The organism is Zhenhengia yiwuensis, from assembly GCF_014384995.1.
Taxonomy (GTDB): Bacteria; Bacillota; Clostridia; order Lachnospirales; family Cellulosilyticaceae; genus Zhenhengia; species Zhenhengia yiwuensis.
Genome location: NZ_JACRSY010000007.1, coordinates 1 through 25,787 on the forward strand (window position 1 = coordinate 1; position 25,787 = coordinate 25,787).

30 protein-coding genes are annotated in these 25,787 nt (G+C 35.4%); 5 read left to right on the forward strand and 25 right to left on the reverse strand.

The window, feature by feature from the left end; genetic code table 11:
- The 17 genes from H8718_RS05410 to H8718_RS05495 form a co-directional block, all read right to left on the reverse strand.
- Nucleotides 1-588 (reverse strand): IS3 family transposase (locus H8718_RS05410; protein WP_330597588.1); only part of this gene is annotated, 588 nt, incomplete at its 3' end.
- Complete coding sequence (locus tag H8718_RS05415; RefSeq protein ID WP_249332137.1) at nucleotides 567-854, reverse strand: transposase; 288 nt, start codon at nucleotides 852-854, stop codon at nucleotides 567-569. The genes H8718_RS05410 and H8718_RS05415, both read right to left, overlap by 22 nt.
- 36 nt (nucleotides 855-890) lie before the next feature.
- Entirely contained in the window at nucleotides 891-1,037 is a 147-nt protein-coding gene (locus H8718_RS05420; RefSeq protein ID WP_249332138.1) for a hypothetical protein, read from the reverse strand.
- A gap of 152 nt (nucleotides 1,038-1,189) precedes the next feature.
- Nucleotides 1,190-1,417, reverse strand: a complete 228-nt coding sequence (locus H8718_RS05425) for a tyrosine-type recombinase/integrase (protein ID WP_249332139.1) — start codon at nucleotides 1,415-1,417, stop codon at nucleotides 1,190-1,192.
- A gap of 12 nt (nucleotides 1,418-1,429) precedes the next feature.
- Complete coding sequence (locus H8718_RS05430) at nucleotides 1,430-1,576, reverse strand: hypothetical protein (RefSeq protein ID WP_249332140.1); 147 nt, start codon at nucleotides 1,574-1,576, stop codon at nucleotides 1,430-1,432.
- A gap of 49 nt (nucleotides 1,577-1,625) precedes the next feature.
- A complete protein-coding gene (locus H8718_RS05435; RefSeq protein WP_249332141.1) occupies nucleotides 1,626-3,365 on the reverse strand; it encodes a hypothetical protein in 1,740 nt (579 codons plus the stop codon).
- Nucleotides 3,366-3,725: 360 nt separating this feature from the next.
- Nucleotides 3,726-4,658, reverse strand: coding sequence for a M14 family metallopeptidase (locus H8718_RS05440; RefSeq protein ID WP_249332142.1), 933 nt, complete (start codon nucleotides 4,656-4,658; stop codon nucleotides 3,726-3,728).
- 20 nt (nucleotides 4,659-4,678) lie between these two features.
- Nucleotides 4,679-4,768, reverse strand: coding sequence for an ATP-binding cassette domain-containing protein (locus H8718_RS21035; protein WP_408646568.1), 90 nt, complete (start codon nucleotides 4,766-4,768; stop codon nucleotides 4,679-4,681).
- A 139-nt stretch (nucleotides 4,769-4,907) separates the two neighbouring features.
- Complete coding sequence (locus H8718_RS05450) at nucleotides 4,908-5,381, reverse strand: hypothetical protein (RefSeq protein ID WP_249332143.1); 474 nt, start codon at nucleotides 5,379-5,381, stop codon at nucleotides 4,908-4,910.
- Nucleotides 5,382-6,188: 807 nt separating this feature from the next.
- Nucleotides 6,189-7,082, reverse strand: a complete 894-nt coding sequence (locus tag H8718_RS05455; RefSeq protein ID WP_249332144.1) for a carbohydrate ABC transporter permease — start codon at nucleotides 7,080-7,082, stop codon at nucleotides 6,189-6,191.
- A gap of 11 nt (nucleotides 7,083-7,093) precedes the next feature.
- Entirely contained in the window at nucleotides 7,094-8,059 is a 966-nt protein-coding gene (locus H8718_RS05460; protein ID WP_249332145.1) for an ABC transporter permease, read from the reverse strand.
- A gap of 156 nt (nucleotides 8,060-8,215) precedes the next feature.
- Nucleotides 8,216-9,937 (reverse strand): type 2 periplasmic-binding domain-containing protein, encoded by a 1,722-nt coding sequence (locus H8718_RS05465; protein ID WP_249332146.1) that lies wholly within the window; start codon nucleotides 9,935-9,937, stop codon nucleotides 8,216-8,218.
- A 377-nt stretch (nucleotides 9,938-10,314) separates the two neighbouring features.
- Nucleotides 10,315-12,273, reverse strand: a complete 1,959-nt coding sequence (locus tag H8718_RS05470; protein ID WP_249332147.1) for a heparinase II/III family protein — start codon at nucleotides 12,271-12,273, stop codon at nucleotides 10,315-10,317.
- Between the two features lie 11 nt (nucleotides 12,274-12,284).
- Nucleotides 12,285-14,033 carry a KHG/KDPG aldolase/sugar kinase fusion protein gene (locus H8718_RS20520; protein ID WP_283246160.1) on the reverse strand — a complete coding sequence of 583 codons (1,749 nt, stop codon included), beginning with the start codon at nucleotides 14,031-14,033 and terminating at the stop codon, nucleotides 12,285-12,287.
- Nucleotides 14,034-14,046: 13 nt separating this feature from the next.
- Complete coding sequence (locus tag H8718_RS05485; protein WP_249332148.1) at nucleotides 14,047-15,213, reverse strand: glycoside hydrolase family 88 protein; 1,167 nt, start codon at nucleotides 15,211-15,213, stop codon at nucleotides 14,047-14,049.
- Nucleotides 15,214-15,411: 198 nt separating this feature from the next.
- Nucleotides 15,412-15,681: a spore coat protein gene (locus H8718_RS05490; protein ID WP_249332149.1), complete on the reverse strand. Its 270-nt coding sequence runs from the start codon at nucleotides 15,679-15,681 to the stop codon at nucleotides 15,412-15,414.
- Between the two features lie 13 nt (nucleotides 15,682-15,694).
- Nucleotides 15,695-15,880 carry a hypothetical protein gene (locus H8718_RS05495; protein ID WP_177669075.1) on the reverse strand — a complete coding sequence of 62 codons (186 nt, stop codon included), beginning with the start codon at nucleotides 15,878-15,880 and terminating at the stop codon, nucleotides 15,695-15,697.
- Nucleotides 15,881-16,121: 241 nt separating this feature from the next.
- On the opposite strand from H8718_RS05495, the gene H8718_RS05500 reads away from it, so the two are divergent.
- Entirely contained in the window at nucleotides 16,122-17,615 is a 1,494-nt protein-coding gene (locus H8718_RS05500; protein ID WP_249332150.1) for a sulfatase-like hydrolase/transferase, read from the forward strand.
- Between the two features lie 109 nt (nucleotides 17,616-17,724).
- Here the strand turns inward: H8718_RS05500 and H8718_RS05505 are convergent, their stop codons facing one another.
- Together H8718_RS05505 and H8718_RS05510 are read right to left on the reverse strand one after the other, a co-directional pair.
- Nucleotides 17,725-18,687 carry a hypothetical protein gene (locus H8718_RS05505; protein WP_249332151.1) on the reverse strand — a complete coding sequence of 321 codons (963 nt, stop codon included), beginning with the start codon at nucleotides 18,685-18,687 and terminating at the stop codon, nucleotides 17,725-17,727.
- Between the two features lie 25 nt (nucleotides 18,688-18,712).
- A complete protein-coding gene (locus H8718_RS05510) occupies nucleotides 18,713-19,036 on the reverse strand; it encodes a hypothetical protein (protein WP_177669069.1) in 324 nt (107 codons plus the stop codon).
- A gap of 327 nt (nucleotides 19,037-19,363) precedes the next feature.
- On the opposite strand from H8718_RS05510, the gene H8718_RS05515 reads away from it, so the two are divergent.
- The gene (locus tag H8718_RS05515) at nucleotides 19,364-19,834 is read left to right on the forward strand and encodes a hypothetical protein (RefSeq protein WP_249332152.1); all 471 of its coding nucleotides are present in this window, start codon (nucleotides 19,364-19,366) and stop codon (nucleotides 19,832-19,834) included.
- 55 nt (nucleotides 19,835-19,889) lie between these two features.
- On the opposite strand, the gene H8718_RS05520 is transcribed toward H8718_RS05515, so the two are convergent.
- The 4 genes from H8718_RS05520 to H8718_RS05535 all read right to left on the reverse strand — a co-directional run bounded on the left by H8718_RS05520 (nucleotide 19,890) and on the right by H8718_RS05535 (nucleotide 21,175).
- Nucleotides 19,890-20,039 (reverse strand): YvrJ family protein, encoded by a 150-nt coding sequence (locus H8718_RS05520; RefSeq protein ID WP_177669065.1) that lies wholly within the window; start codon nucleotides 20,037-20,039, stop codon nucleotides 19,890-19,892.
- Nucleotides 20,040-20,107: 68 nt separating this feature from the next.
- Entirely contained in the window at nucleotides 20,108-20,338 is a 231-nt protein-coding gene (locus H8718_RS05525) for a DUF2922 domain-containing protein (RefSeq protein WP_177669063.1), read from the reverse strand.
- Nucleotides 20,339-20,351: 13 nt separating this feature from the next.
- Complete coding sequence (locus H8718_RS05530) at nucleotides 20,352-20,549, reverse strand: DUF1659 domain-containing protein (protein WP_177669061.1); 198 nt, start codon at nucleotides 20,547-20,549, stop codon at nucleotides 20,352-20,354.
- Nucleotides 20,550-20,572: 23 nt separating this feature from the next.
- Nucleotides 20,573-21,175, reverse strand: a complete 603-nt coding sequence (locus tag H8718_RS05535) for a sigma-70 family RNA polymerase sigma factor (protein ID WP_249332153.1) — start codon at nucleotides 21,173-21,175, stop codon at nucleotides 20,573-20,575.
- A 269-nt stretch (nucleotides 21,176-21,444) separates the two neighbouring features.
- On the opposite strand from H8718_RS05535, the gene H8718_RS05540 reads away from it, so the two are divergent.
- The 3 genes from H8718_RS05540 to H8718_RS05550 all read left to right on the forward strand — a co-directional run bounded on the left by H8718_RS05540 (nucleotide 21,445) and on the right by H8718_RS05550 (nucleotide 23,875).
- Nucleotides 21,445-22,356: a hypothetical protein gene (locus H8718_RS05540; protein WP_249332154.1), complete on the forward strand. Its 912-nt coding sequence runs from the start codon at nucleotides 21,445-21,447 to the stop codon at nucleotides 22,354-22,356.
- 559 nt (nucleotides 22,357-22,915) lie between these two features.
- On the forward strand, nucleotides 22,916-23,410 hold the full coding sequence (locus H8718_RS05545; RefSeq protein WP_249332155.1) for a peptidoglycan recognition protein family protein: 495 nt from the start codon (nucleotides 22,916-22,918) through the stop codon (nucleotides 23,408-23,410).
- A 138-nt stretch (nucleotides 23,411-23,548) separates the two neighbouring features.
- On the forward strand, nucleotides 23,549-23,875 hold the full coding sequence (locus H8718_RS05550; protein WP_249332156.1) for a hypothetical protein: 327 nt from the start codon (nucleotides 23,549-23,551) through the stop codon (nucleotides 23,873-23,875).
- Nucleotides 23,876-24,923: 1,048 nt separating this feature from the next.
- Here the strand turns inward: H8718_RS05550 and H8718_RS05555 are convergent.
- Together H8718_RS05555 and H8718_RS05560 are read right to left on the reverse strand one after the other, a co-directional pair.
- On the reverse strand, nucleotides 24,924-25,319 hold the full coding sequence (locus H8718_RS05555) for a hypothetical protein (protein WP_249332157.1): 396 nt from the start codon (nucleotides 25,317-25,319) through the stop codon (nucleotides 24,924-24,926).
- 42 nt (nucleotides 25,320-25,361) lie between these two features.
- Nucleotides 25,362-25,712, reverse strand: a complete 351-nt coding sequence (locus H8718_RS05560) for an SHOCT domain-containing protein (RefSeq protein ID WP_249332158.1) — start codon at nucleotides 25,710-25,712, stop codon at nucleotides 25,362-25,364.
- Nucleotides 25,713-25,787 lie beyond the last annotated feature (75 nt).

A 25,787-nucleotide genomic window follows, 5' to 3' on the forward strand; every position in this document is an offset into this window, starting at 1 on the left:
ATGGATAAGTCCCTCTTTAGGTGGCTGTCTATCGATGGCTCTTTGAAGAGCACTTATTACTAACTCTTTAGTCATTCGTTTATCCATTGCCCAGCCAAGTATCCTCCTCGAATAAAGGTCCATAACTGTCGCTAGATAAAGCCATCCTTGTGAAGTCCATATATAAGTAATATCAGCGACCCAAGCCTTGCCGGGTGCATCTACCCTAAAGTTTTGATTAAGTAAGTTTGGCGAAACAGGTAGTTGGTGATTAGAGTTTGTGGTTGCCTTATACTTTTTAACTGTTTTAGATTTAATGTTATTTTCCTTCATAATCTTTGAGACTGTCTTTTGAGATACCTTAATCCCTTCTGAATCTAGAACCTTCGTAATCTTAGGGCTACCATAAATACCTCTTGATTGAAGATGAATACGTCTAATCTTAGCTACTAGTTTCGCCTTAGCCTTCTTTTGGTTAGATACTGGTCGTTTTAACCATTCATAGTAACCACTTTTAGAAACACCTAATACTTGGCACATCTTTGCGACACGAAATTCGTGCTGGTGTTGTTTAATGAAGCTATAAATTACTTCAGGTCTTTTGCAAATATGCCCATAGCCTTTTTTAAGATAGCATTTTCCTCTTCGAGATCACGGAGCCTTTTTTCCATGTCACGCATTGCTTTATCATCACTTCGAAGATTCCCACTACCTACAAAAGGTTCTTCTTGATTTTCATTGTACTTTTGTACCCACTTACATAATGTTTGATAAGCAACATCTAGATCTCTAGCAACTTGTGTTGCAGGTTTGTTCAATTCTGTTATTTGCTTTACAGCATGAAGTTTAAATTCTTTGTCATATCTCTTAGCCATTGTTTTAGGACACCTCGTTCATTATAGTTATTTCTATTATAACTCAAATCTCCATTCTATGTGTCCAATTTTTATTCTAGCATCACTCCTAGGAACATCACGAGATAATAATTTATATTCAAGCTCATTAGAACCATTGTTATTCAAAATCTCCACTATTTTTTTTCTGTTACTATAATTCATATATGCCCCCTTTGTGTATAAGTATCTTAATTTAATTATACTACAGCTTAATTCTAGTTTAAACTCACTGTGTCACTACTTTTACTATATAATTTATTTTCTAGAACTTCAAAATAATATTCCAAATAACAAACAAACTCTCAACATAGGTATCAACCTATATCAAGAGTCTCAAAAATATTTTTATCCAATTTTTCAGCAGCTTCTTTTTCAACCTTCTCTGTTACATGTGAGCAAATATCCATTGTAGTCAAGATAGATGCATGTCCAAACCTTTGTTGAGCAATCTTGACGTTAACACCATATTCAAACATTAATGTTGCATTGGTATGTCTTAAATCATATAATCTTAGATGCTTTAATCCTATTTTTTCAATCACCCTTCTAAGCTTTTAGCTTAATGTATCTGGATTGATACATTTTCCATCATCCCAACATACTACTAAGTCATTATCTTCAAACTGTTCACTCATCTTTAACTTATTAGTAAGATAACGTTTTCTTTCTACTTGTAGTAGGTTTAATAAAGCAGATGGCAATTCAATCCCCCCTGTTACTTGTTTCGTTTTTAGATCTTTAAAGATGATTTTATTCTTCTATAACACCAAGTTGTTGTCCTAACGTATATATAGGCATTTTCTTAAGGTAGTCTATCTCTTGTTGTGGTAACTGTTTAATATAAATTTTTACTTCTGTTTTTGATTCTAATAATATTGCTACTGCCAAAAGCATAGGTAATTCATTTTCTCCCAACTCTTTTTTATACTCTATCAAATGGATTTCCTCTTCTTCATTAAAACTCCTTAGTCTGCGAATAATTTGCATTTCATTTATTTTAACTACATCTTTTACATCTTCATATACCTCTAACGTCTTAATCCATTCATAAATATCTAGTACCAATTGAAGAAAACGCTTATCACCTGACAAATCATAATTTGCAATATAAGTCAATGTTTGTAAAATAACAACCTTAGTATGTTTTTTCGATATTGGCGTATCTTTAATCGCCTTCAATATAACCCCAAAATTAATGTTATCTATTCCTATTAATTCTCTGTCATTAAAAAGTGCAAATAAATTAGTTTGTATAGTTTCTCCTTCAAATATTCCTGTCACCTTCACTTTATGATGGAAAACTAAGTCAAAGAAATCATAAATATTAACTTTATTTTTTTGCTTGTCCATAAAAATCAATATATTCAAATTTCTAATTTCTAGGACATATGGAGCTGAACATTCTATTTCTATAGGTATTAACTCCTCTTTATCTACTATCCCTCTTTTGAGAAGATTTAAATGGTTAATTTCTTGCTTGGTTATTCCTTGTAACTCTAATTGCTTCTCTATCTTTAAATAATCTAATATATCTTTAATTAACTTCAATTGATATAGCTGTTTTTCCCACTCTTTTAACTCATCCTCTGTTTTGTCCATAATAAATGTAATAGGCATACCGTCTATTTCCATCTTTCCTTTACGCATTACCTCAATTATAAATGTTAATTCTTGTATACTATCTTCTAACTTGCCGATAATTTTCATCTCAATTTTACGATTAGCAAGGTCAAGAATTGTATTCTGACCTATCTTAATTTGTTGTAAATCTTTTGATTCAATTATGTTAATTTTGTTAAAATATATCTTTCCATCAACTCCTACTGATACGCTTCGCTTCTTCTCTAAAAACATTTTAAACTTCCCCATTATTGGATGCGGAATATCATGTTTATCTTTTTGCATATACATATATGTTTCTAATCCCCACATTTCATCTCCAACGTTCGGAAATGTAGTAGTAAATATTGCAGTTTCTGATGGCATATCCTCTATCGCAAAATTTATCGTTGTATACTGAGCCTCTTGATGTGTTAAAAAATGTCTACATATTGTATTAAGTCTTAATTTTGTTTGTTCTAATACTTGAAATTCAATAGTTTTACTTTTCCCTTGTGTTTCATTCAAAATTCTTTTTATATCTACTGGTAATAAACTTTTATAAAACACCCTATACGACTTTTTCTCTGTAATCTCAACAACAAAAAAAATAACACCTTTTGCCTTAAAATAATTCTCTAAATCTGCTCGTTCTATTGAATATTTCCTTATTTTTTCGCTTAATTGCTCAACATGCTTTCCTTTAACTTGTACAGGAACTTTTCCTACTAGATTCGACTTCTTATGAGAGCCTGAGTTATACACTAATATCTCTCCATCAAAAGATGGACTTTTATCATTTACTGGAATCTCAGGACACAATTCTTCATTTTCAATTACTTCATCTTCTACTCTCTGTACTGCAATTCTTTCAATAAGTGTACTATTCATCGTTTTCTCCCTTTTGTACTTAGTTCTTTATATACTTAACCCAACGTTCATGCCGACCTTGCGACGTCGTAGTAACGACGGCTAATTGAAATTACCTGATACTACTTAAAAATGCTCATTATTTTTTTATAACAAACAAAAACTTGCAAGCCGCTGGTAGTGGGCAAGTTACAAGTCTCATTTCATTACACCTGATAGGATGAGATCCTACGACGCACGGTTTAGCAAACCGTAAAAAATATTTTTTATAAGATATAGAAAAACACTTGTTTTTCTATAAACTTATTATTTGCAGGGCTTTAATCCTCTTTTTTAGATTTCTATTATTTATATGAGCTTTATCTTTTTCTTATCCTCTGATCAGTACGCACCATAAGCAATTAATGGATCTCCTTTTTTTATTCCAAGTGCTGTCGTATGATATAAAACTTCACCATCTAGCTGTGCTATATATTGTTGTAGGTCATTACCTTCTAAATCACATATTTTTCCTAATAAGTCTCCCTTTGACACAGATTGACCTGGCTTAACCCTAGGATACCAAAAACCATTTACTCCTACTTCATCATAAACAGCTTGTATAATTTCTTTTTGTTCTTTCTTAGATACATTAGTCTGTAATATATTTAAATAACTCATCAAATGATATATACAACTTTCGCAATGTTCTACTTCGCTTTCTTGCCACTTACCTTCACCGCCAATCTCTAATAAAAGTGCTGGAATACCTTTTTGAGTGGCATAACTATAAAGTCCATTTTTTGCTGTAGAACTTACACGATAAGTCACCGGTAAATAACTTGCTGCCTCCCATGATATTTCATTTACAAGACTTTTTGCTGCTATTGGAAAGAATACTAAGGGTTCCATTGCTTCATTACAATCTCCACCATGTAAATCAATAAGGAAATCAGCATGAGGATAAATCTCTTTTTCAATGACATAGGCGATTCTTTGCGTCAGCGTTCCATCTGATTTCCCTGGAAATACACGATTCAAATTCTCGCCATCTTCTGGCACAATTTGTTTAGCACCTTCATAAAAACCATACTGATTCACTAGTGGCAATAGGATAACTTGCCCCTTCATTTCCCTAGGATTAAGGCTTTTCCACAGCTTACGAGCGGTTTGCACGCCTACATATTCACATCCATGGACTCCCGCAGTAATCACTAAAGTTTTCCCTTCCTCCTCCCCACATATCCCATATATGGGCATACTATAATGATCTGTAACCTTTAACTCTCCTTGCCATTTTTGACCTTTTTCTATTAAGGTATTGCCTAATTTCATACTCATATTTCTCCTTTACTTTAAAAATCAATAAGCATAGTTCTAGAAACAATGGCTCTTGCTATGCAGACTCTTTGCATCTGCCCACCTGAAAGTTCATGGGGATTCATTCCATTAAAGAGTCCTCTAATCCAACCTTAATTAATAAATCTTCTATTTCTGCTTTCATATCTAAAGTTTTTCATATTGTCTACTCCAATCTATTGGATAGCCTTTTGACCTATATTCCTTCCTAATAAACTGTATGTATTATATAACAACTGGAATACCACTAGGGTAATCCCCCAGCCATGAACATGGAAAGTATCCTCTCTTGTAAATACTTAATAGCCTAGTAAAAAAGCCCTCTTTATTTAATATCACTTCAATACATGCCCATGCTATATCCCTCTTGACAAAGTCCATAATCTCATTTTCCAATCCACATTCTTCTTTTAAATTATATTTTTCTATAAATATACTGTATCTATCCCAAAGTTTATCCCCAATAGCTCTTGAAATATTTAAAAAAATTTCATCTATTTGTGCATCCCCTAACACTTCTTGAGCTTCTTTTTCCAAAAGACAGACTTGGGGCTCCCATGTCTTAAACATTTGTTGGCTCCAACCATCATAAGCCTCAAAGATAGAATATATCACATGATACTCTTCAGTCGGTGTTCCACTCTTTTCAAACCAATTGATTCGAGAAAGCTGATTTAAAAAATTACTAATATCACTCATATTTATCTCCTGTATCTCCATAAATCCAAATTTATCTGCTTCCTATACTATCTATTTTATCATAATCCTCTATAAACTCTTATGTTTATATCTAATATTTTCCTTAAATCAAACCCTATTTTCCCTGTGTAGTACAGTCCATAGCTCTTTAATATCCTATCCTCATTCTTTTCATAAATAACCTATACATCCTTAAATTTCTTCCAATTCGTCCATCTTCAACAGTTATAAATACATCATCCTCAATTAATCCATCTAAAATGTTAGCTATCCTTATATCCATTTTGCATTAAGATAAATGTAATTGTGCTTACTAGCCCCTTATTTGTTACTCCTTTTCGAGTTTTTGAGTATAAAAAGAGTTCATACCTAATGATATGAACTCTTTTTTGTATAGTTACTTGTATTCCATTATTAATTTCCATAATTTTAGACCTGAAAATAGCCAGTGCCTTAAGGCTAAATATAATGGACAGATTCTATCCCCCAAAGACGGACACTGACTAGGAACAATAATATTACTTTATTTGAACAATTTATAGGTCTTGTCGAGTGGAAATTCCTTCAGAAATGTACTATTAAACAGAGTACAGATTTAAACCCTAAGTACTTAACAAATAGGATTTACTTCCCTGCATGTGAACATAATAGCTTAAGGCACCTAAATCAAAGTATTTATCCCAGTCATAGAAAACTTATTAAAACAGTTATTGAAAAGCTTACAAAGGATGAGTACCTTGCAAAGCTTGGTACAACATGACATAAGTCTATCCAATCCTATTGGAATGAAACACTAATGATCAAATATTATTCTTTTACTGCACCAATCGTAATTCCTGAAATAAAATATTTCTGGAAAAATGGATAAACAATAAGAATAGGCACCGTAACAGCCATAGTCGTTGCTGCTTTTAGATTCTCCCCTGATATTGCTCTTGCAGCTGCTTCTGCTTGACTTACATTTTGAATTCTTGAAAATGCCTCTGCCTCTAACAATATTCTTCTTAAGTAAACCTGTAAAGTATCCCATGCACCTGATGGATTATAAATCAAAACATCAAACCATGAGTTCCAGTGTCCTACTGCTAAATATACTGCAATAGCGGCAAATACTGGCTTACAGATAGGAAGTACAAGCCTTACATAAATCCCTAGTTCATGACACCCATCAATTCTTGCAGCTTCAAATAAAGACGCTGGGATATTTTGTATGTAAGAAGCAATCAGTAACATATAATAGGCACTACATAATCCTGGTAAGATATAAATCCAAAATGTATTATTTAATTTTAAAGAAATCATTAATAAATAAAATGGAATAAGTCCACCACTAAAATACATAGTGAAAATGTATACACGCCTTAAGAATGTTCTCCCTTTAAATTGCTTAATTGTGGTCACATAGGCAAGTAACCCGGTACAAAATAGTGTAGAAGCTGTTCCTACTACTACTCTTAGTACAGATACACCCAGTCCTCTTAACATCTTTGTATCTGAAAATAACTCTTTATAGGCATCCAGTGTTACTTTTTCTGGCCATAAAAATGCACTTCCAATGGTTTGATAGCTTGTATCTGTTATAGAGATTACAAATTGATCCCACAATGGATACAACATCATAATTGTAAAAGTAATCAAGAAAATATGGTTAACTACATCAAATAACTTTGTGTATTTGGTCTCTTTCCAATATTTTTCCATTCTATGCCTCCCTACATTACGGATATATCCATCTTTTTCTTAGCTAAATGGTTGACTCCAAATACAAGTACGACTGATATAAGTCCCTTCATTAATCCTACAGCTGTTCCATATGCATAACGTCCTTGTTGGATACCATACTTATATGCATATGTATCAATAACCTCATAGTACTCACGTGTTTGTGCTGTACCAATAAGAAGTTGTTGTTCAAATCCTGCATTTAGGATGCCACCTATACCTAAAATCCATAACAGAATAATCGTTGGCGCAATACATGGTATGGTAATATAACGTATCATACCAAATCTTCCAAGTCCATCAACTGCACCCGCTTCATATAATTCCTTATCTATTCCAGAAATAGCTGATAAGTAAATAATAGAAGACCACCCTATACTCTTCCAAATATTAGCTGATGTCAATATAGCCCAGAAATACTTTCCTTCATTTAAATAATTAATCGGCTCATCTAATAGCCCTAAGCCTACTAATATATTGTTCAACAACCCTTCTGTCCCCAAAATAGAGAAAAGTATACTCGCTACTACCACCCATGAAATAAAGTGTGGAACATAGGAAATTGTTTGGTAGAATTTCTGCGCATGTTTGTTCCTTACTTCATTTAAAAGTATGGCAAGGATAATAGGGGCTGGAAATCCTATTACAATATTTAATCCACTAATTACAAGTGTGTTTCTCATAATCATTCCAAAATCAGGAGATGAAAAAAAGTCTATAAAATTCTTAAACCCTGCCCAATCTACATCCACAAACATAGATTTACCTGGCATATAGTTTTGAAATGAGATAATTAACCCATACATTGGGAAATATGCAAAAATAGCAACCCATATTAATAATATTGCCGTTATAATCCATAACTGCTTTTGTGATTTAAACTCTCTTTTAATCGCTTTTAAATTCCATTTTTGTTTTTGTTGTAAAAAGTCAGCTTGTTCATATTCTTGATTCATCTCATCTCTCCTTTTATAAAATCCCTAACTTCAGATTAATGTACACAGCTCATTTAAATAGAATTTTTTCTATGCTCAAAACTCTTGTTGTGTATATATAACCTAGTGATTATACCTAAATAAATGTAGGTATAATCACTAGGTCTAGCTAGCTTTTTAATTTTCCCACTGCTCTAAGTTCTTCTTATACTCTTGTGAATAGTAAGCTTCAACCTCTTGCATTCCTGCTTTATTTGCTTTTTCTCTTGTCTCCATATAAATAGCTTCACATTCTTCTTCTGTCTTTGCAAAAATTGCTCTAGACCATCCACTGCTTACAATATCAATACATCTTTGTCTTGTATCCGTTAGTGGATCAAAAGGATCAAATACAACTGCGCTAATAGCTGTAGCATCATACATTGTATCTTTTAATCTCTCATCCTTTAATTCTTTCCAAGGGTCTTTATTAGATTGGTTAAACCAACAATTTGTACCATCTGCTAACTTATCACTACCAAATGAAATTTGTAGTGCACACTCTCCTCCTAACTTCATGTACGGTTCGAAATCAAATGTTGGTGTTGCTGATGTAATTTGTTCTACCTTATCCGCTCTAAATGTCGCTTCTCCAGTTTCTTCGTTGAAATCCCAAATAGAATCTGGTTGATTTGGAACCCCATATCCTAAAAGCTTTGTTCCTAAATCACTATTTTCAAAATCGAACCAACGCATATAATCCTCTGGATTCTCACACTTATCTGTTAAAATAACCCGTCCCCATCCTAATGTAGAGTATCCATTATAAGTTGCTTGTTCAATGTCTGGATCCTTTACCAAGTAGTGTACATAACGCATATCTTCTGGATAAGAACCTGGTTTTTCTGCTTCCATTTTCTTCATCCAATTATCTGAAATATAATACCCTGGCTGCCACCATGGTCCAACATAGGCTGCATATCTTTCATCTGTACCTTTTTGTCCCCACTCTTCTACTGTCTGTGTAAGTGAATCTGGGTCAAGCAAACCTGCTCTTGCAAACTGGTTAATATACTTAACCACTTCTAAGCCAATATCACTATTTACCCAATGTTTAAAATCACCATTCTCAGAAATCTCGAATCCATTCTTTAAACCAAATGCTCCCCCAACATTTGTATTTAACATTTGTGAAAGTGCGGGCGCAGTCTTATAAGTTGCAAGACCATATACTTTGTGACCACTAGGTGTCTCTGGATGCTTTTCTACAATCTTCTTAATTGCATCAAAGTAACCCTGTGGTGTAGAAATATCAGGTGAGCCAATTTCCTTATACCAATCTTCTCTGATCATAGGTGCATAGTCTGCACAAGGAATAATATTATTTTGATCAATTCCGTAATATCCAGTAGATAGATTCCATAAGCGACCTTCTTCATCCTCAAATCTAGGTATGTAAGGACCAAACTTTTGCATTAAATTAGGCTGATCTTGAACGAGATCTGTTAGTTCAAGAACTTTTCCTAACTCTTTCCATTGTTCAACAGTCTGTTGACTTAGCCCCATAATAGCTTCTGGATAATCATTTGATGCCAACATTAGGTTAAGACGCTCTGATTGATCTGTATCATAAACAAATTTATTGACGACAACATTAAATTCTTCTTTTAAGTACGCATTTAATGCCTCTGTATCCTCCTTCATACTATCTGGGCTACCTTGTCCAGCATACACATTGATTACTAAAGTCTCATCTGGAACCTCCCATCCATAGGCATTGATTACAGGTTCTTTGCTACTGCTTGTATCTTTTGATGAATTAGATGCTGTCTCTTTTTCCCCTCCTTGATCGCTAGTACACCCAACCATACTCGATGCTACCATTAATGCTACTAACGTACCTGATACTATCTTTTTCATATTGTTGGCCCCCTTTAATTAAATGTACATACTTTTTTAAAATTTTCATTATTATTATATCATTTATGTGCACATTGTAAAGTAATATTTAAAATATTTTTAATTTATACATAAAATTAAACATTTTTTATATTATTATAGATATTTTATTGTTACATTTTTTATTCTACTATTCTTATCTCATTTTTCTTTTTAGATTATATCTTAGAAACAGTAAACCCTCTCTATATTTACATTAACGGTTAAAATATTCGTATCCCTATAGACATGATTATCTCATAATTTTTTCAACAAATGCTATACGATATCCTTCTAATAAAAAAATCTTAGTTACCCTCTTCAGAGCAACTAAGATTTCACATTTTTAAACTTTTTATTTAATAAACTATAGGATAAACCTTCTTCTCTCCATCCTTTTCATGGATAAGTGCTACTTTAGCAAAGACATCTTCGCCTTCTACTACCATGAGTCTTCTTAAGGATTCGTCATGTCTCATGACTACGGTGTAAGTCTCCTCTGGCAAAGTAATGTTGAAAGCACTGATACTTTCATTGCTTTCTAATATCTGTCCTTGTGTACAAATAGGAACACATCTTAGGGTATGTGGCATAGGATTGTTTTGGTCTTCAAGGACGAGTACTGTTATAAGTGTAGTATTGCCTGTATTTTCTTTTTCGGTGGTTAATACGTCTAACTTTTCTAGATGATTGTAGGTTTCAGAGGAAAGCATAGAAGTCTTAGCCATATGTACCTCTGATAAGCTGTATAAAGTAGCTTTTGCCTGTTTGCCTGTAAAGAGAGCCTGTGACTTTTTAACCGTAAGTTCTCCTTTGCCAAAGTGGAAATACTGATTATAAGTATGATTTCCTTTAGCCTTAAAGGTATCTGCTATAACAACAATTTGTGGTTTAATAAAAAGCACTTTACGGCTTACATAAACACTATCCTCTAGATCCATATAGCCAAGGTGTGCCCCTTCTACATAGTCATAGAGTGGATGTGTGATGAAACGGCCTTGTACAGGTTGGGCCACCTTATCATAGCCCCATGTATCAATAAGCTGTGTGAAGGGCTTACCATCCACCATGGTTGTATTATGAGCATAAGCCTTTTTAAGCTCATAACGTTCTTTCGTATCTGTATAAGTGTAACGGCCTGAGTCCTTTAAAATGTCCTCTCCTAAGTAGGCCACATCTACATGCAGCATATCTAAGTGTCCATGACCGCCGCCTAAAGACCCACATTTAAAATGCACATAAGTACTTGCTTCTTCCCAACCATCACGCATGCAGTAGTTCCCACTGGCTGCTAAAGCATGTGAAGGCTTATTGGGTACCTGAGCTTCTAACTGGTCATAAACCTTTACGCCTTTCATACCTATATCCCATATACTTTCAAAGTCTACCTTTTCGTAAGCTAAAGCTTTAAAGGCTGGTTCCTCATAAAGGTAAGCCCCCCTTACAAGTAAGTCTCTTACATCTATATGATCGCTATCTCCATTAGCCAGCTGGATATGATTCGGCTTTGTCATATAAAGATGTGCATACACCATCTTCTTCACGATTTCATGATAAACGTCCTCTAATACAATACCATTATTCTTTGCTGCAATGGCTACATCTAAAAGAGCACGCAGTACTTCATTATGATAAAGGCTAGACTGCTCCCAGTGGAGACCGTCTTCTAGCACCTGCAGTTTAACCGCCTTTGTTAAACGCTCCTTTGCTACATGGATGTAGGTATCCTTTTCTAAGTAAAGCCCTGCTACAAAAAGTCCGTGATTCTCAATAATTCCCCAGTTACTTAGTCTTCTAAAATCATCATTATGTCCTATAATATAGTGAGCATGATCCTCCATACTCTGTCTAAACAGCGCTTCTACTTCCTCATCCCAATAAGGGCTTCCATAGACAAGCTCACGTGCCTTAAGCCAGTTTTCACATCTTAAGCCCGCCTCAATGGTACGCCAAGTACTCCCATAATACTTAGGCTCACATGGATTATGGGTAATCCAGTGCTTCATAAGCCTTATGAATGTTTTCACATACTCTTCTTTTCCAGTGAATACATAGGCCTGGGATAAAATAAGGAAATAACGATTTCGATTCATAGCGTAAGTCCACTCAGGGTCGTTAAAAGGTATATAGTCCCACTCTATTTCCCCTTTTTTAAAGGTAACAGGCTTGTATGTTCTTTCCATTTCCCATTTACTTTGAAATAAGAAAGTATGCTCCACCACAAAGTCTGCCATACAGCATGCTTCCTCTATATCCAGTTCATTATAACACTTGCAATAATCTATAATTTGATCTAAATCATCTATATATTCTCTCATATCATTTTCCCCTATCGCTGAACTAATCCTTTCCCATTTCCATTCATAAGCGCACAAACTTCTGCTACACTTACTTCATTAAAATCGCCTTCTATCGTATGCTTTAAGCACTCTGACGCTAAGGCAAAGGCAACACTTTCTTGCGGATCATACCCTTTTACTGTGGCATAAATAAGTCCTGACGCAAAGGCATCTCCCCCACCTACTCTATCCACAATCTGCACGTCATAAAAAGGTGCAAAATAACTCTTTCCTTCTGTATATAAAAGCGCTGATAGACTATTTAAGCTAGCTGATACAGAATGTCTAATCGTAAGTGCCACTTGTTTAAAGCCATATTTACGTGTCATGGCATAAGCTATGGCACTTAGCCTTGTCTTTTCATCTGCTATTTGGTCTATACGGCCTACTTCTGCCTGACCTTCTACTACTAAGTCTAAATCCAGCATGCTTATAGCATGGTGCTCATTCGTTAGGCAGCAATCCACATACTGCATCATTTCTTGTAAAGTACGACTTGCCTCTTCCTTGGTCCAAAGCTTTTCTCTATAATTAAGGTCACACCAAACGGTAATGCCTTTTTCTTGGCATTTTTTACACACTTTAAGCGCTACTCTTGCCACTTCCTCTCCCAGAGCAGGTGTAATACCTGTTATAAAGAAGTGTTTAACACCTTCTAGTGCCTTATCCCAATCCAATTCCTCACTCCTTATGTCACTCATAGCAGAATGGGCTCTATCATAGACGACTTTAGAAGCTCTTTGGGAAGCACCCTTTTCTAAGAAATAAAGCCCCATACGCTCCCCACCTCTTAAAATAAAGTGAGTATCCACACCATACTTTCTAAGTTCATTGACAGCACTTTGTCCTAAATCATTTTCAGGAAGTTTGGTCATAAAGCGGGTATTGAGTCCAAACTGAGCAAGAGATACAACCACATTGGCTTCTGCACCACCATAGTGCATCTTTAATTGGTGTGCCTGACTAAGCCTTAAATGGTCAGGTGCAGATAAACGAAGGAGCATTTCTCCAAAACCAGCTACAACACCTTCTCCTAAGCCTTCTAGAGTAAGCTGACTTGCTGCACATTCCTCTTTTGTTAAGTGCTGCTGAGTCTCCTGCCCTTGCTTCCCTTTTTGAATGCGTTTAACAGCTTCGGCTGTAAGTTTCGTAATGGCTTTAAAGTCTTTTTGGCGTATCAAATCCTCTTTAACCATCCAGCTCCCACCACATGCAACAATACGTTCATAGCCTAAGTATTCCATCATGGTATCAGGTGTAATCCCCCCCGTAGGCATAAAATTTACTTGCCCATAAGGTGCTGCAAGTGCTTTAATGGTGGCAAGACCTCCTAGCTCTTTAGCTGGGAAGAATTTTACCACCTCTAACCCATGTTCAATGGCTCTTTCGATATCTGAAGCATGAGAACAACCTGGGAAAATAGGTACACCCTTTTGGGTGCAATAATTTACAACTTTTTCATTAAACCCTGGGGCAACAATAAAAGCTGCACCACTTGCTAGCGCCTCATCTACTTGTTGTGTATTTAGTACAGTACCTGCGCCTATAAGCATTTGTGGGCATGCCTCTTTCATTCTTCTAATGGCTTCTTCTGCACATACAGTACGGAAAGTCACCTCTGCTAGATAGAGCCCCCCCTCACATAAAGCTTTCGCAACGGGCACTGCATCTTCTATATACTCGATTTTAACAACAGGTACCAATTTCGCTTCCTTAATTCTTTCTATTACCTTATGCATGACTCTATCCCCCTTACCAGTAAAGTTCCCAATCTTTAAGACATCTTACGATGGCTTCAAGGTAGTAATAATCACCCCATACTGTACATTCATCTACCCCATTATCGCGGACTGTGTTATAAGGTGACTTTTTCGCATAAGTGCCATGTAAAAGCTGCCCATTCGAAGCATCCTCTTCCTTCACTGCATAATGATCGACTAAAGCTTTTAAAATCTTTTTAGCTACACTTGTATAATACGTAGCTTCTTCTTTCCCTAAATATTTACTCATTTCGAGCATACCGCATACAGCAATAGCTGCTGCTGAAGAGTCTTTAGGTTCACTGCTACCATCTGTAAAATCAAAGTCCCAATAAGGCACTAAATCCTCTGGAAGATGATTAATGAAGAAATCTGTTACATCTTTAAAAAGCCCAATGTAACTTTCCTCTTTTGTATACTTATAACTTAAAGCTAAACCATAAATTCCCCACGCTTGCCCTCTTGCCCAAGCTGAATCATTACGATAGCCCTGTGCTGTTACACCCTTTACAGGAAGTCCTGTCTCTGGATCAAAGTAATAAGTATGGTAAGTGGAATGGTCCTCTCTTACAATGTATTTTAAGCAAGTATGAATATGCTTCTTAGCAATGGTCTCATACTTCAGATCACCTGTTACCTCACTTGCCCAGTACAAAAGTGGCAAATTAAGAAGGCAATCTATAATAAGCCTATAATTTTCTTTTGCGCCAAATGGCCCCCATGCCTGAATAAACTCACCCTTTTCTTGGAATCTCCCAATCAGGTTATCTGCTGCCATAAGCGCTGCCTCATACCCTTCCTTAGAACCCACTAATTTGTAAGCGGCTACGCAGGATAAAGAGTAAAGAAAGCCCATATCGTGATGGTCCACTGCTATACGTTTTTCAATACGTTCATGAAAACTATGTACATGTTTAAGTGCAAGCTCTTTAAAACTTTCCTCTCCTGTCATTTCATACATAAGCCAAAGCTCACCTGTATAAAAACCTTCTGTCCAGTCACACTGGCCTGTGCCATGGTACATACCTTTCTGACTTACACAGCTTTTAAACTGCTCGCCTAAGCTCCTTACTGCTTTATGTGTTTGATTTTTCCCTCTTACAAGAGCTTCTTGAAGTTCTTTCGTTGTGATCTCTTTATAACATGCTAATCTATTCACTATTTTCCCCTCTTATCTTCATTATTATTAAAATATAAAATAATCCTTCTTTTTTAAGTCTAGCATACTATAATCTCAATTTCTTGGTATTTACGATTAGAAACATGGCAAATTTTGAACTCTTTTCTGCTCTCTCAATGCCTATACAAAAAAACTGCAAAACCTAAGCTTTGCAGTTTTTTATTCATCTTATTTATTCTAGATATTTTTTACACACTGAGCAAATTTTTGTTTTGCATCATCAATTTTTTGTTGTTCAGCTGCTGGAGTTGGATAAAGACCACGTGCATGCATCATATTGAACACATCTACTTGAATGCTATGTTCTTGTTCAAGACAATGTAAAATAGCATTTCTCACGTTATCATGAACACATTCATTGGCAAAAGTATTATAGTTACCTGTTGCTGCTTTTTCTGCTGAAAGTGCATCTGTTAATATTTCTTTATCAGTATATATTTCTTGCATAATCGAACCTCCATTAATTTAATTGTGCGTATAATGAGTTAAAATGACCTTGATGTTTAGCTGCGATTTCAGTAAATTGTTGTTTAATTTCTGGATCTTGAGTATGCTCTGCTAACATCTGGAACTTTTTAATGAGAAGTTCTTCCTCAGTTAATAAATCTTGAAGTGCTGATAATTCTTTTGCAGATATATGTTCCATAATGAACCTCCTTATCTAGATATCATAATAAGTTTAGTATGTACCTAAACTTAGATAAGATGTATGACTTTGTCTTTTTACAAAAAATGTATTTTTAAAATATATATAATCTTAATATTTTATATATAATATTTTTATATTAAATTATATATATTTCAATTTACTTTCATTAAATTTATACTATAATATTACTAAAAGCATCACTCTTTTTACCTTAACATACATTAAAGGAGATACTTTTATGCCTAAACAATTTATTATGATTATGACAGACACCCAACGCACAGATATGCTAGGCTGCTACGGCAACTCTGGTATGGTAACCCCTTGTATTGATAGTTTATGTGAAAATGGTATTCGTTTTGATAAAGCTTATACCGCTCAACCTGTATGTGGTCCTGCACGTTCCACACTGTTTACAGGCCTTTATCCTCACAGTAATGGAAGTTGGTCTAACTGTGTAGCACTTGAGTCTACTGTTAAAACCATAGGTCAACGTCTCACACATGAAAATATTGCTACAGGTTATATTGGTAAATGGCATTTAGATGGCGGAGATTACTTTGGCACTGGTAGATGTCCAGATGGTTGGAACCCTAAGTACTGGTATGATATGCGTAACTTCTTAGATGAGCTTTCTACCGAAGACCGCATGCGTTCAAGAAATGCAGGAACGATTTGGGAAGGCGACGGCTATGAAGCAGAATTTACTTTTGCGCATAAGTGTTCGAATCGTGCCATTGAATTTATTAAAGAACATCAAGATAAAGACTTCTTCCTTGTTGTTTCTTATGATGAACCACATGGGCCTTTTATCGCTCCTAAGAAATACCCTGAAATGTATAAAGACTATGAATTCCCTGTAAGTGAAAATATCCATGATACACTTGAAAACAAACCTGAACATCATAAAGTATGGGCTGGTGACCGTATTCATCATGACCGTAGTAACCACAAAGTCAAATATCCACTTCTCTTTGGTGCTAACAGCTTTGTTGACTCTGAGATAGGTCGTGTATTAGAGGCTTATAGAACTTATACAAAGGATGCGCTTATCCTTTATACATCTGATCATGGTGATCATTTAGATGCTCACCGCATAGATAGTAAAGGAGCTAGTATGTACGAAGAAATTATACATATTCCTTTTATTTTAAGTGGCACACCTGTTAAAGGGAACAAGGTCGTTAATGAACATGTTGTATCGCATGCTGATGTAGTGCCAACTATTTTAGACTACTTTAATGCAACACCTTATAGTATGTTACAAGGTCATTCTCTCATTAAAGTACTTGATGAACCTACAGCTAAAATTAATGATGCTATTTTCAGTGAATTTGGTCGCTACGAAATCGCTCATGACTCTTTTGGAGGCTTCCAACCTATTCGCTGTATTCGTACAGACCGTTATAAACTCGTGCTTAATCTCCTTTGCACAGATGAGCTTTATGACCTCAAAAAAGACCCCCATGAAATGCACAACTTAATTGACGAACCAGCTACTTCTAAAATCCGTGATGCCCTTCATGACCAGCTCCTTAACTGGATGAATGAAACACGTGACCCTTTTAGAGGTTATTACTGGTCAAGACGTCCTTGGAGAACCGATGCACCACCTGCTACTTGGTACGATTCTTGTATGACAAGACAAAAAGAGCCTGATTATGATGAAGTCAGAGAGTGTGACTATGCTACAGGACTTCCTATTACCAAGGCAACTTATCGTAAATTCTAATCCCTTGCAAACTTAAAGACTCTAATAAAAAAGCCCCTCCCTTTATGAAAGCTTCATAAAGGGAGGGGCTTTTTTATTACTCCATGCTTACTTTTCTAGGTTCGAAAGCCTAAGCTTCCTCTTCTGCTTCCTCTGCTTCACACTGAGGGCAGCCCCCATTGGTGCATGGGCACGCAAACATATCTTGATCTGATACATAATTTGCTTTTGTCTTTACTCTGAATGTTCTTGTTTCACATGCTGTACTCTCATCATCCGCAATTTCAAAGTCGACACAATTGCAACTTCTCGTATCACAACCACATTGGCAGCTTCCTCCATTTTCACATTCACAATCTCTTGGTGGTAATTGTACAACTTTATAAGCATAAGGAATCTCATATTCAGCTGTAGTGCCTGGGTTCTTTACTTCATATAAAAATACACCTACATTAAGTGTTTTGTTAGGACAAGCCATTTCAGGGGCAAGGTGTACAGAAAGTCTTCTACCTCTTGATTGAATCACAACAGGAATAGGTTCTTCTGCAATTTTGTGCTCACAAGGCTCAACTGTATATTCATTACAAGTCGGACATTCTTCACAGCAATCCTGTTCTACTGGGGGCTCCCCTCCACACTCTCCTACATCAAGCCTTTTATCCTGTATTGTTCCCCATGTTACACTTTGCTTATCGTATTTATATTTATACTTCATACCATCAAGTGCAAGTATAATGCCTGTATCTTGGCCTACATAGTCTGCTTCAAAAGACACTGTCTTTTCTTCTCCTGAACCAAGCTCTCCAAATGTCCACATCTTCTCAGTCCCATTTAACTTAAGGTCATTATCATTAGGAACAAAATCTCCAAAATTTGTAAAAGTATTAGGTGGCATTCTAAAGAAGAATTTACCTAATTTTGCTGTGTTTTGAGCATCATAGTTTTTGGCTGTAAAAGTAAATTTAAAGCGGCAATCTTTTTCTTCTACTGGCTCAATCCCAACGGTCACCACTACGCCTGTTGTTAGCACTTCCTCTACTTCTGGTAAGTCTAGCCTTTCATCCTCTAAGCTTATAACTTTTAATTCTTCCATTCTTCATTCCTCCCCTTTTAAACTTTTAATAAAGATAGTGAGCGAGCATCTTAATGCGAATCTTTTCATCACAAAGTTCGGTAAACAAGAAGTAAAAGTCATCCACATACTTTTCATGAATTTTTCTACAGTATCGGCAACCACCCGTATAGACTTTTTGCGTCTTCATGGCGTATAACCTTCCATCTACATACACTTGTACCCCTACTATAACCTCTCTACAAGGGCATACATCATAAAGATAAACAGGAACGGTGAGCATATGTCCTTCATCATCAATATGAACGCCTGCTTCAACACACTTAATCTCTTCACATGCAGTAAAACTTATATCCTCTACACACCTCACCTTAATCCCCCCACTCGATTCAGTTCACCTTCCCTATACTATATGATTAACACCCAAAATTTGTTCATTTTTCGACATTTTAATATTGCAGATGTTATTTTACTTTTCTATTTCTTATTACTTAGCTCATCAATTCATACTTTATAACAAAAGTTCTTGCTGTATAATTATTCCATATAAAGACTTATTTTACGTGAATATATTGTTAATATTGTATAAATTTTTATATTTTAATTAAATAATATTTTAATTTTTTGTAAAATACTGTATAATACCTTTACAAATATGAAATTCGTTTCATAAATACTAACATTAGGGGGAGTTATTATGAAAAAGAGCACATATTGTGCATTTTTACCTTATTATGACGAGGTAGGGACTAATGCAACCTATTATATTTTAGAAGATGGTTCAAAAGGGGTGCACCCTTTTCCGATTAAGCATTTTATTACTGACAAGCTTCATACCTTATGGCTAGATCCACTTATGCTTAGACGCCTAAGCCAACAAATTTTACAGATGAGAACTCATGTACCAATCATCCTAAATGCCGATCAGCTCTTTATTCCTATTAAAATCCGGACAAATGTTCCTATGCATGATGGATGCCTAGGCTATGTCCTAACGAGTGCTATCGCCCATTATGACAACTATACCATTACTTTATATAATGGCGCGATCATAAAGACGCTTTCTTCCGCCCCCTATATTGCCAAGAAACTCCGTGAAGCTGAACTATTGAACTATCGTTATAAGGAACTTATATTGCAGCATATCTCCCCTAAATCTTATGTCTGACTTATAAAAGCCCATCTGTATAACTCCACGACATGGAATCTTACAGATGGGTCTCTTAACGTTCACGGTTACTTTCTAATACATTACTAAGATGGGTAATCGTTCCGGCTAGTGTCTCAATCTTTCCCTCAATTCTTATAAGTAAATACATGGATAAGATAATGGGAAAGCCAAAATTACCAATCTGCGTTAATACTTCATTCATTGTTTTATTCCTCCTTTTTTAATAAAGAGCAAGGAAAAAGCTCCCTTGCTCTTTGCCTACTTTAATCTTTACTCCTCACTAAAATCGACTGCATCTACTTGTTGGATCACATATTTTGCACCAACAATAGCATCTACTGCTACCTTCTCTCCAATAGCACCACTTTCTAATGCCTTGTCCATGACTGCTTTAATTTGAGCACCTGTAATAGACTCTCCTGGGTTGTTAATCGTAATATTTTCTTCTGTCTTGTTAGGTGTACTAAAAGTAAGTACTAGACTTTTCTTTACAATTTCCATTTTTTATTCCTCCTTAGTTTGTTCCTACTAATAGGGTTTCTTGTACTTTGATAATCTCTTCTAGACTTTCAGCATTAAGGCTTCCAATGGCTTCACCTAAGTTATAAAGCCCTTCATCTGTTGCTTGTTGATTACAATGGGAGATGGTTTGTGAACCTTTCATAAATTTTAAGACTACTTTTACTTCTTCAAGTTTACTTGTTACTGCCATTCTCATTTCCTCCTTTGTGGATTTTAATTTTTTCTAAGCACCGGTTGCTTATACTCTATATATACGGACGAGCTCTCAAATTGCGTCATCCTTTCTCGAAGTTTTTTTAGTATTCTTCTTTTACGTGATTCTAAAGCCTTATAATTCATGTGATGAGAACTTGCTATATCACCTATCTTAAGTTCTCTTATATAAAAATCTACAAGGAGGTTGTATTCAAACTCTGACAAGCTCTCTAATCCCTTTATAAGATAAGTAGCCCTCTCTTTTCCAATAATACTTTCTTCTACTTGCTGCCCTTCGCCCACTTGGCTTTCCCAAAAATATGCCTCACTACTCTCCTTCATGAGTTCAGGTCTTTTTCTGCACTTATAATCTCTTCCCCATCTATAAAGAACCATCTTAAAATAAGCCTCAAAGCTCATGTTTTGGCACACCTCATAGCACCTAAGCGCTCTTATGAGTAATATGTAACTTTCTTGATATAAATCCTCTCTATCTCCTTCTATATGCCCAAGTTTATGCGCCCATTTTAGGCATAAGGGCTTCATCTTCTCCCATAGGTATAGCGTATAAGACTGATCTTCTAAACTCCGTTTAACTAATTCCTCTATCTCACTTTGCATCTGTAACCTTTCCGGCTGCAACCTTTTTGTTTTGCGCTCCTTTACTGTACCGTTTTTTAAGATAGATTAAAAATAGGCAGCTCTAACTACATCCCAAGCACTAAGCTATCTTAAGCGGCTCCACTCTTCCCTGCTTATGCAGTAATATTTAAAGCCTCGTCACTCTTTCTTTTTTGCATTTTTGAAAAAAAGATGACGCCTTTTCATCACCTATCCGTATATAACAGATATAAGCCAAATTAAGAAAAGTGATTTAGGAGGAGATACAAATGCAAATTCTTAGATATTGTCCAGAACTTAATGCCCTTACCGGAAGTGTAACCTCAAGTTTACTCATGTGCCAACTTGAATACTGGTTTGATAAAACAGATCACAAACCTTTTTATAAGTTTCTAAGTCCATGCCAAGATGAGCATTACCACGAGGGCGATAGCTGGACGGAGGAATTAGGCTTTACAAAATCTGAGTTTCGTACAGCTTTTAGCAAAATTGGTAAGGTCTATACGACGAAAACTGCCTACAAAAAGAGCCCCGATAAATTTGAAGGTAAACTTTATCTTTCATACTATGACCGTATTAGAAAACTGACTTATTACATGCGTAACGATGCGCTTATTACCAAACTTCTAAGAGATCACCATTTCGCATTTCCATATTCAAAAGACTATCCTTCTTCACAAACTACTCAACCTTATAATTCTAATCTAAAAGAGTCAGCTTCCCCTAACCAAGTTCCTTATGAAGACATTCTAGAACTTTTTCATACATGCTGCCCTAGCCTTAACCCTATTCGTAAATTGACACCTGGCTGTAAATCCAATTTAGATACCCTCTATCATAAACTCACCAGCAAAGGGGAAGATGTGCTTGGCTGCCTTAAGAAAGCCTTCACCTTAGTAGAACAGTCTGACTTTCTATGTGGTAGACAAGAAGCAAGTAATTGGAAGGCTGCCTTTGGTTGGATTATACGTCTTGATAAATTCTTTAACATCCTCAGCGGACACTATACGTCTTTCTTGCCTAAACCTACAGCCTCAAGGCTCTCCCCTACTTCCTCCTCTTCCTGTACCTATCCTTCTAGCGTCCCTAAATTTCTTCGCACTTATACACATAACTTTGACATTAAAGAATTAGAATCAAGAGAACAAGCTTATATAGAGGCTCGGTATGGGCTTTCTTAACATTTTTTAAATTTTTTTATAAATTCGTGACGCATTTTCATGACTTATCCGTATATAGAGTTATGTAAGGGCATGAAACACATCCTAGGCAAAGTGAATCCCCTTACCTCTTGTAAGTTTAAATCTTAGAGTTTATCCCCCCTCTAAACGTTGAGATTTAACTTACCTAACCTTGAGGCTGGAGCTGTGGCAACTCCTACTTCAAGGGGCATCACCCATACATAAGTCTTAAAAAGTTTATCCCTAACTTTGAAATAAATAAGGGCTATCTACCACCTACCTATAGTTTCTCTATGCTACCCCAGCGTCTTAATGTGATAAATGAATGGTCATCCCTTTCACTAAAAGCCTCTGGCAATACCCATTTAGTACTTATAGTCTGGTCTAAGAAATACCTCTAACCTTTCCTATAAGGTATAAACTTTCAATAGGCTTTCATGCTGCCACACAAAAAGCTGGTGCATTGCCATTTTTTATGAGGGGGAATGGCTTCGCGCCAGCTTTTGCTGCTTTTATATTTTTATCCCTAAATCGAATGAATCCTAAAGGAGATTTCTCTATGCCTATACAAACCCATTATCTTACTTCTAATCCCTACAGCCGCCCACGTCTACCTCTTTACAAGGTTACAAAACTTGTCATCCACTGGGTAGGTAATCCTAAAAGTTCTGCCCTTAGCAACCGTAACTACTTTGAAAATCTTAAGCTAGGTAGGACTAAAACTTATGCTAGTAGCCACTATATTGTGGGGCTAGACGGTGAAGTCATCCAGTGTATCCCTGACAATGAACGTGCTTATCACGCCAAAAGTGCCAATAGCTATAGCTTAGGTATCGAAACTTGCCATTCTGACTGGGAAGGCAAATTTAGTAGCTGCACATACAATGCACTTATAGCCCTTTGTGCTATGCTCTGCCAAAAGTATGGACTTGACCCACGCGAAGACCTTTTAAGACATTATGACGTAACAGGTAAATGCTGCCCTAAGTATTATGTAGTTCACCCCGAGGCTTGGACTCAACTTAAAGAGGATGTTCATAAACAAATGTGCTAAAAATAAAACTGGGATTGTTTCTAGACATTCTCAGTTTTATTTTTTATGCCATTCTACATATTTCGACTCTTTTTTGTCACCCTTTTTCTTATTTGTCATATGATATAATTGTAAATAACTTTTTAGGGGGTATTAAATATGAGTTGTAGAAGATGTTGTGGATGTAATAATTGTGGATGTAATGGTTGTGGATGTAATGGTTGTGGCAATAACTCTCGCCGTGGCTGCAGATGTTTAGCTAATGATGTTCAAAAAATTATTAATGACCTTATCGAAGATGTTAAAGATTTAGACGATGCTTTTGATGAACTTCGTGATGAAGGCTGTATTAGAAACGATAACGATAACAATGGCGGATGTAATGGTTGTGGTTGTGGATGCCATTGTGGATGCGGATGCCATCGTGGATGTGGATGCCATCGTGGATGTGGATGCCATCGTGGATGCGGATGCCATCGCTGCTAGATGCTTCTAATTTTTAACTTCATTTAAATACTTTCTTTCATTTGCCCTATAGGTCCTTATGCACCTATAGGGCCTTTTTTATCTCTAATAATCCTTTGTATACTCTCCCTATCTCTACTCGTTATGCTTATAACTTTATGCATTCTCCTCATCAGTATATTTTTTTTACTTTTTATAACTATATTTTTCATAATTAGACAAATTTTTTATTGTTCTACATCTCTATTATTTTATTATGTATACACTTACCCCTTATATAGGCTTAGTATTCTGTATATTTCGTATATTATTCGAAAATTTTTATATATCTTTTTCAGCTATTATAGCCTAATAACTCTTATCTTCTAAAGAAAATCAAAAGTTGACTATCTCTTACTTCTATGTTAGCCTTATTTCCGGCCGAAGTAGATAGTAGCGTTAAATTCTAATTCTACTCCATCATATGATCGAGTTACTAATCTTTACTTGCTTTGTTACTAATCCTTACTTACTTGGTTACTAATCCTTACTTACTTGGTTACTAACCCTTACTTACTTGGTTACTAATCTTTACTTACTCTGTTACTAATCTTTACTTGCCTTGTTACTCATCCTTACTTGCCTTGTTACTCATCTTTACTTGCTTTGTTACTCATCTTTACTTGCCTTGTTACTCATCCTTACTTGCCTTGTTACTCATCTTTACTTGCTTTGTTACTCATCTTTACTTGCTTTGTTACTAGAAGTTTATCTTTTTAATTCTAAATATCAAAATGTCTTTATAAGACAAATATCTCTTAAACTATCCTTATTTTATAGATCATTGTATCTTAATACTTTATTTTATTGAACCCACAATATGCTATAGAGCAGTAAAAGCCTTATAAACTTAATGTTTACAAGACTTTTATCAACTTTACTTTTCAATCTTCTTTAACAATACATCTTGGTTTTTCAGTCTATATACAAATTCTAAAATTATAAACATGCTCTATACGCGTACATTAACTTTTTTCTGCAATAACAATCATGATAAATAGTATTTTCCAAAACGCAGCTACAAGAAGCTCTATTCATATTGTAAATCAAAATACTTCATACCTTCAAAGTCTATGAGATAGGTATGACCTTTCTGGTCTACCATAATAGGGTTAGGTCCGAGTTCAAAATGAATAAGCGCATACTCTTTTCTTTCTTCAATCTTTGTATAAAGCATATGGCTTATACCCATTAACTGCTCTTTTAATCTGGTAATAGGTTCATAATGTTCAAAGAGATATAAGAATGCATCATCTAGAGCTTGTTTAATATAGGCTTTACAGGAAAAATACTCTTCCCTAGTATACTTCAAGTCTCCTACCCTAGAACTTTTAATGCAATGAAGCTTTCTCATATTCTCCTTTAAATCCATCATAATGGAGGCCGTATCCACTTGCAGATTATACAATAAATCTTCCATATTCAAAGGGAAAGGTCGCCTTACTTAAATCTATATAATAAAGTTCTACTAGAGTTCTTGAAGTAATTCTTTTTTCTTCTTCTCATACTCTTCTTCTGTAATGAGATTTTTCTCATAAAGACCTTTTAGTTTTTCTAGCCTTGATTCCATACTTTCTTTCTCTTGACTGAACTTGTCTGTATCTTCTATTTCAATGCTATGTGTAGCAATCCCCTTATCTGAAAAGGCATTAATACCATTCGTCACTGTAATAATAAGTGCCATAACACTCCAAAGCACTCCAAAAGCTCCGAACGTAGGAATGACAACAAATAATCCTATTGCACAAAATATAATACCTATAAAGAATCCTACCATAGATTGACTTTTCCCTGGTTTTACTTTAATCTTTTTACTCATGAAAATTCCTCTTTCTATTCTCTTAATTTTTATATAATACCTGCGTATGATCCTTGACTAAATAGGCCTTATCCT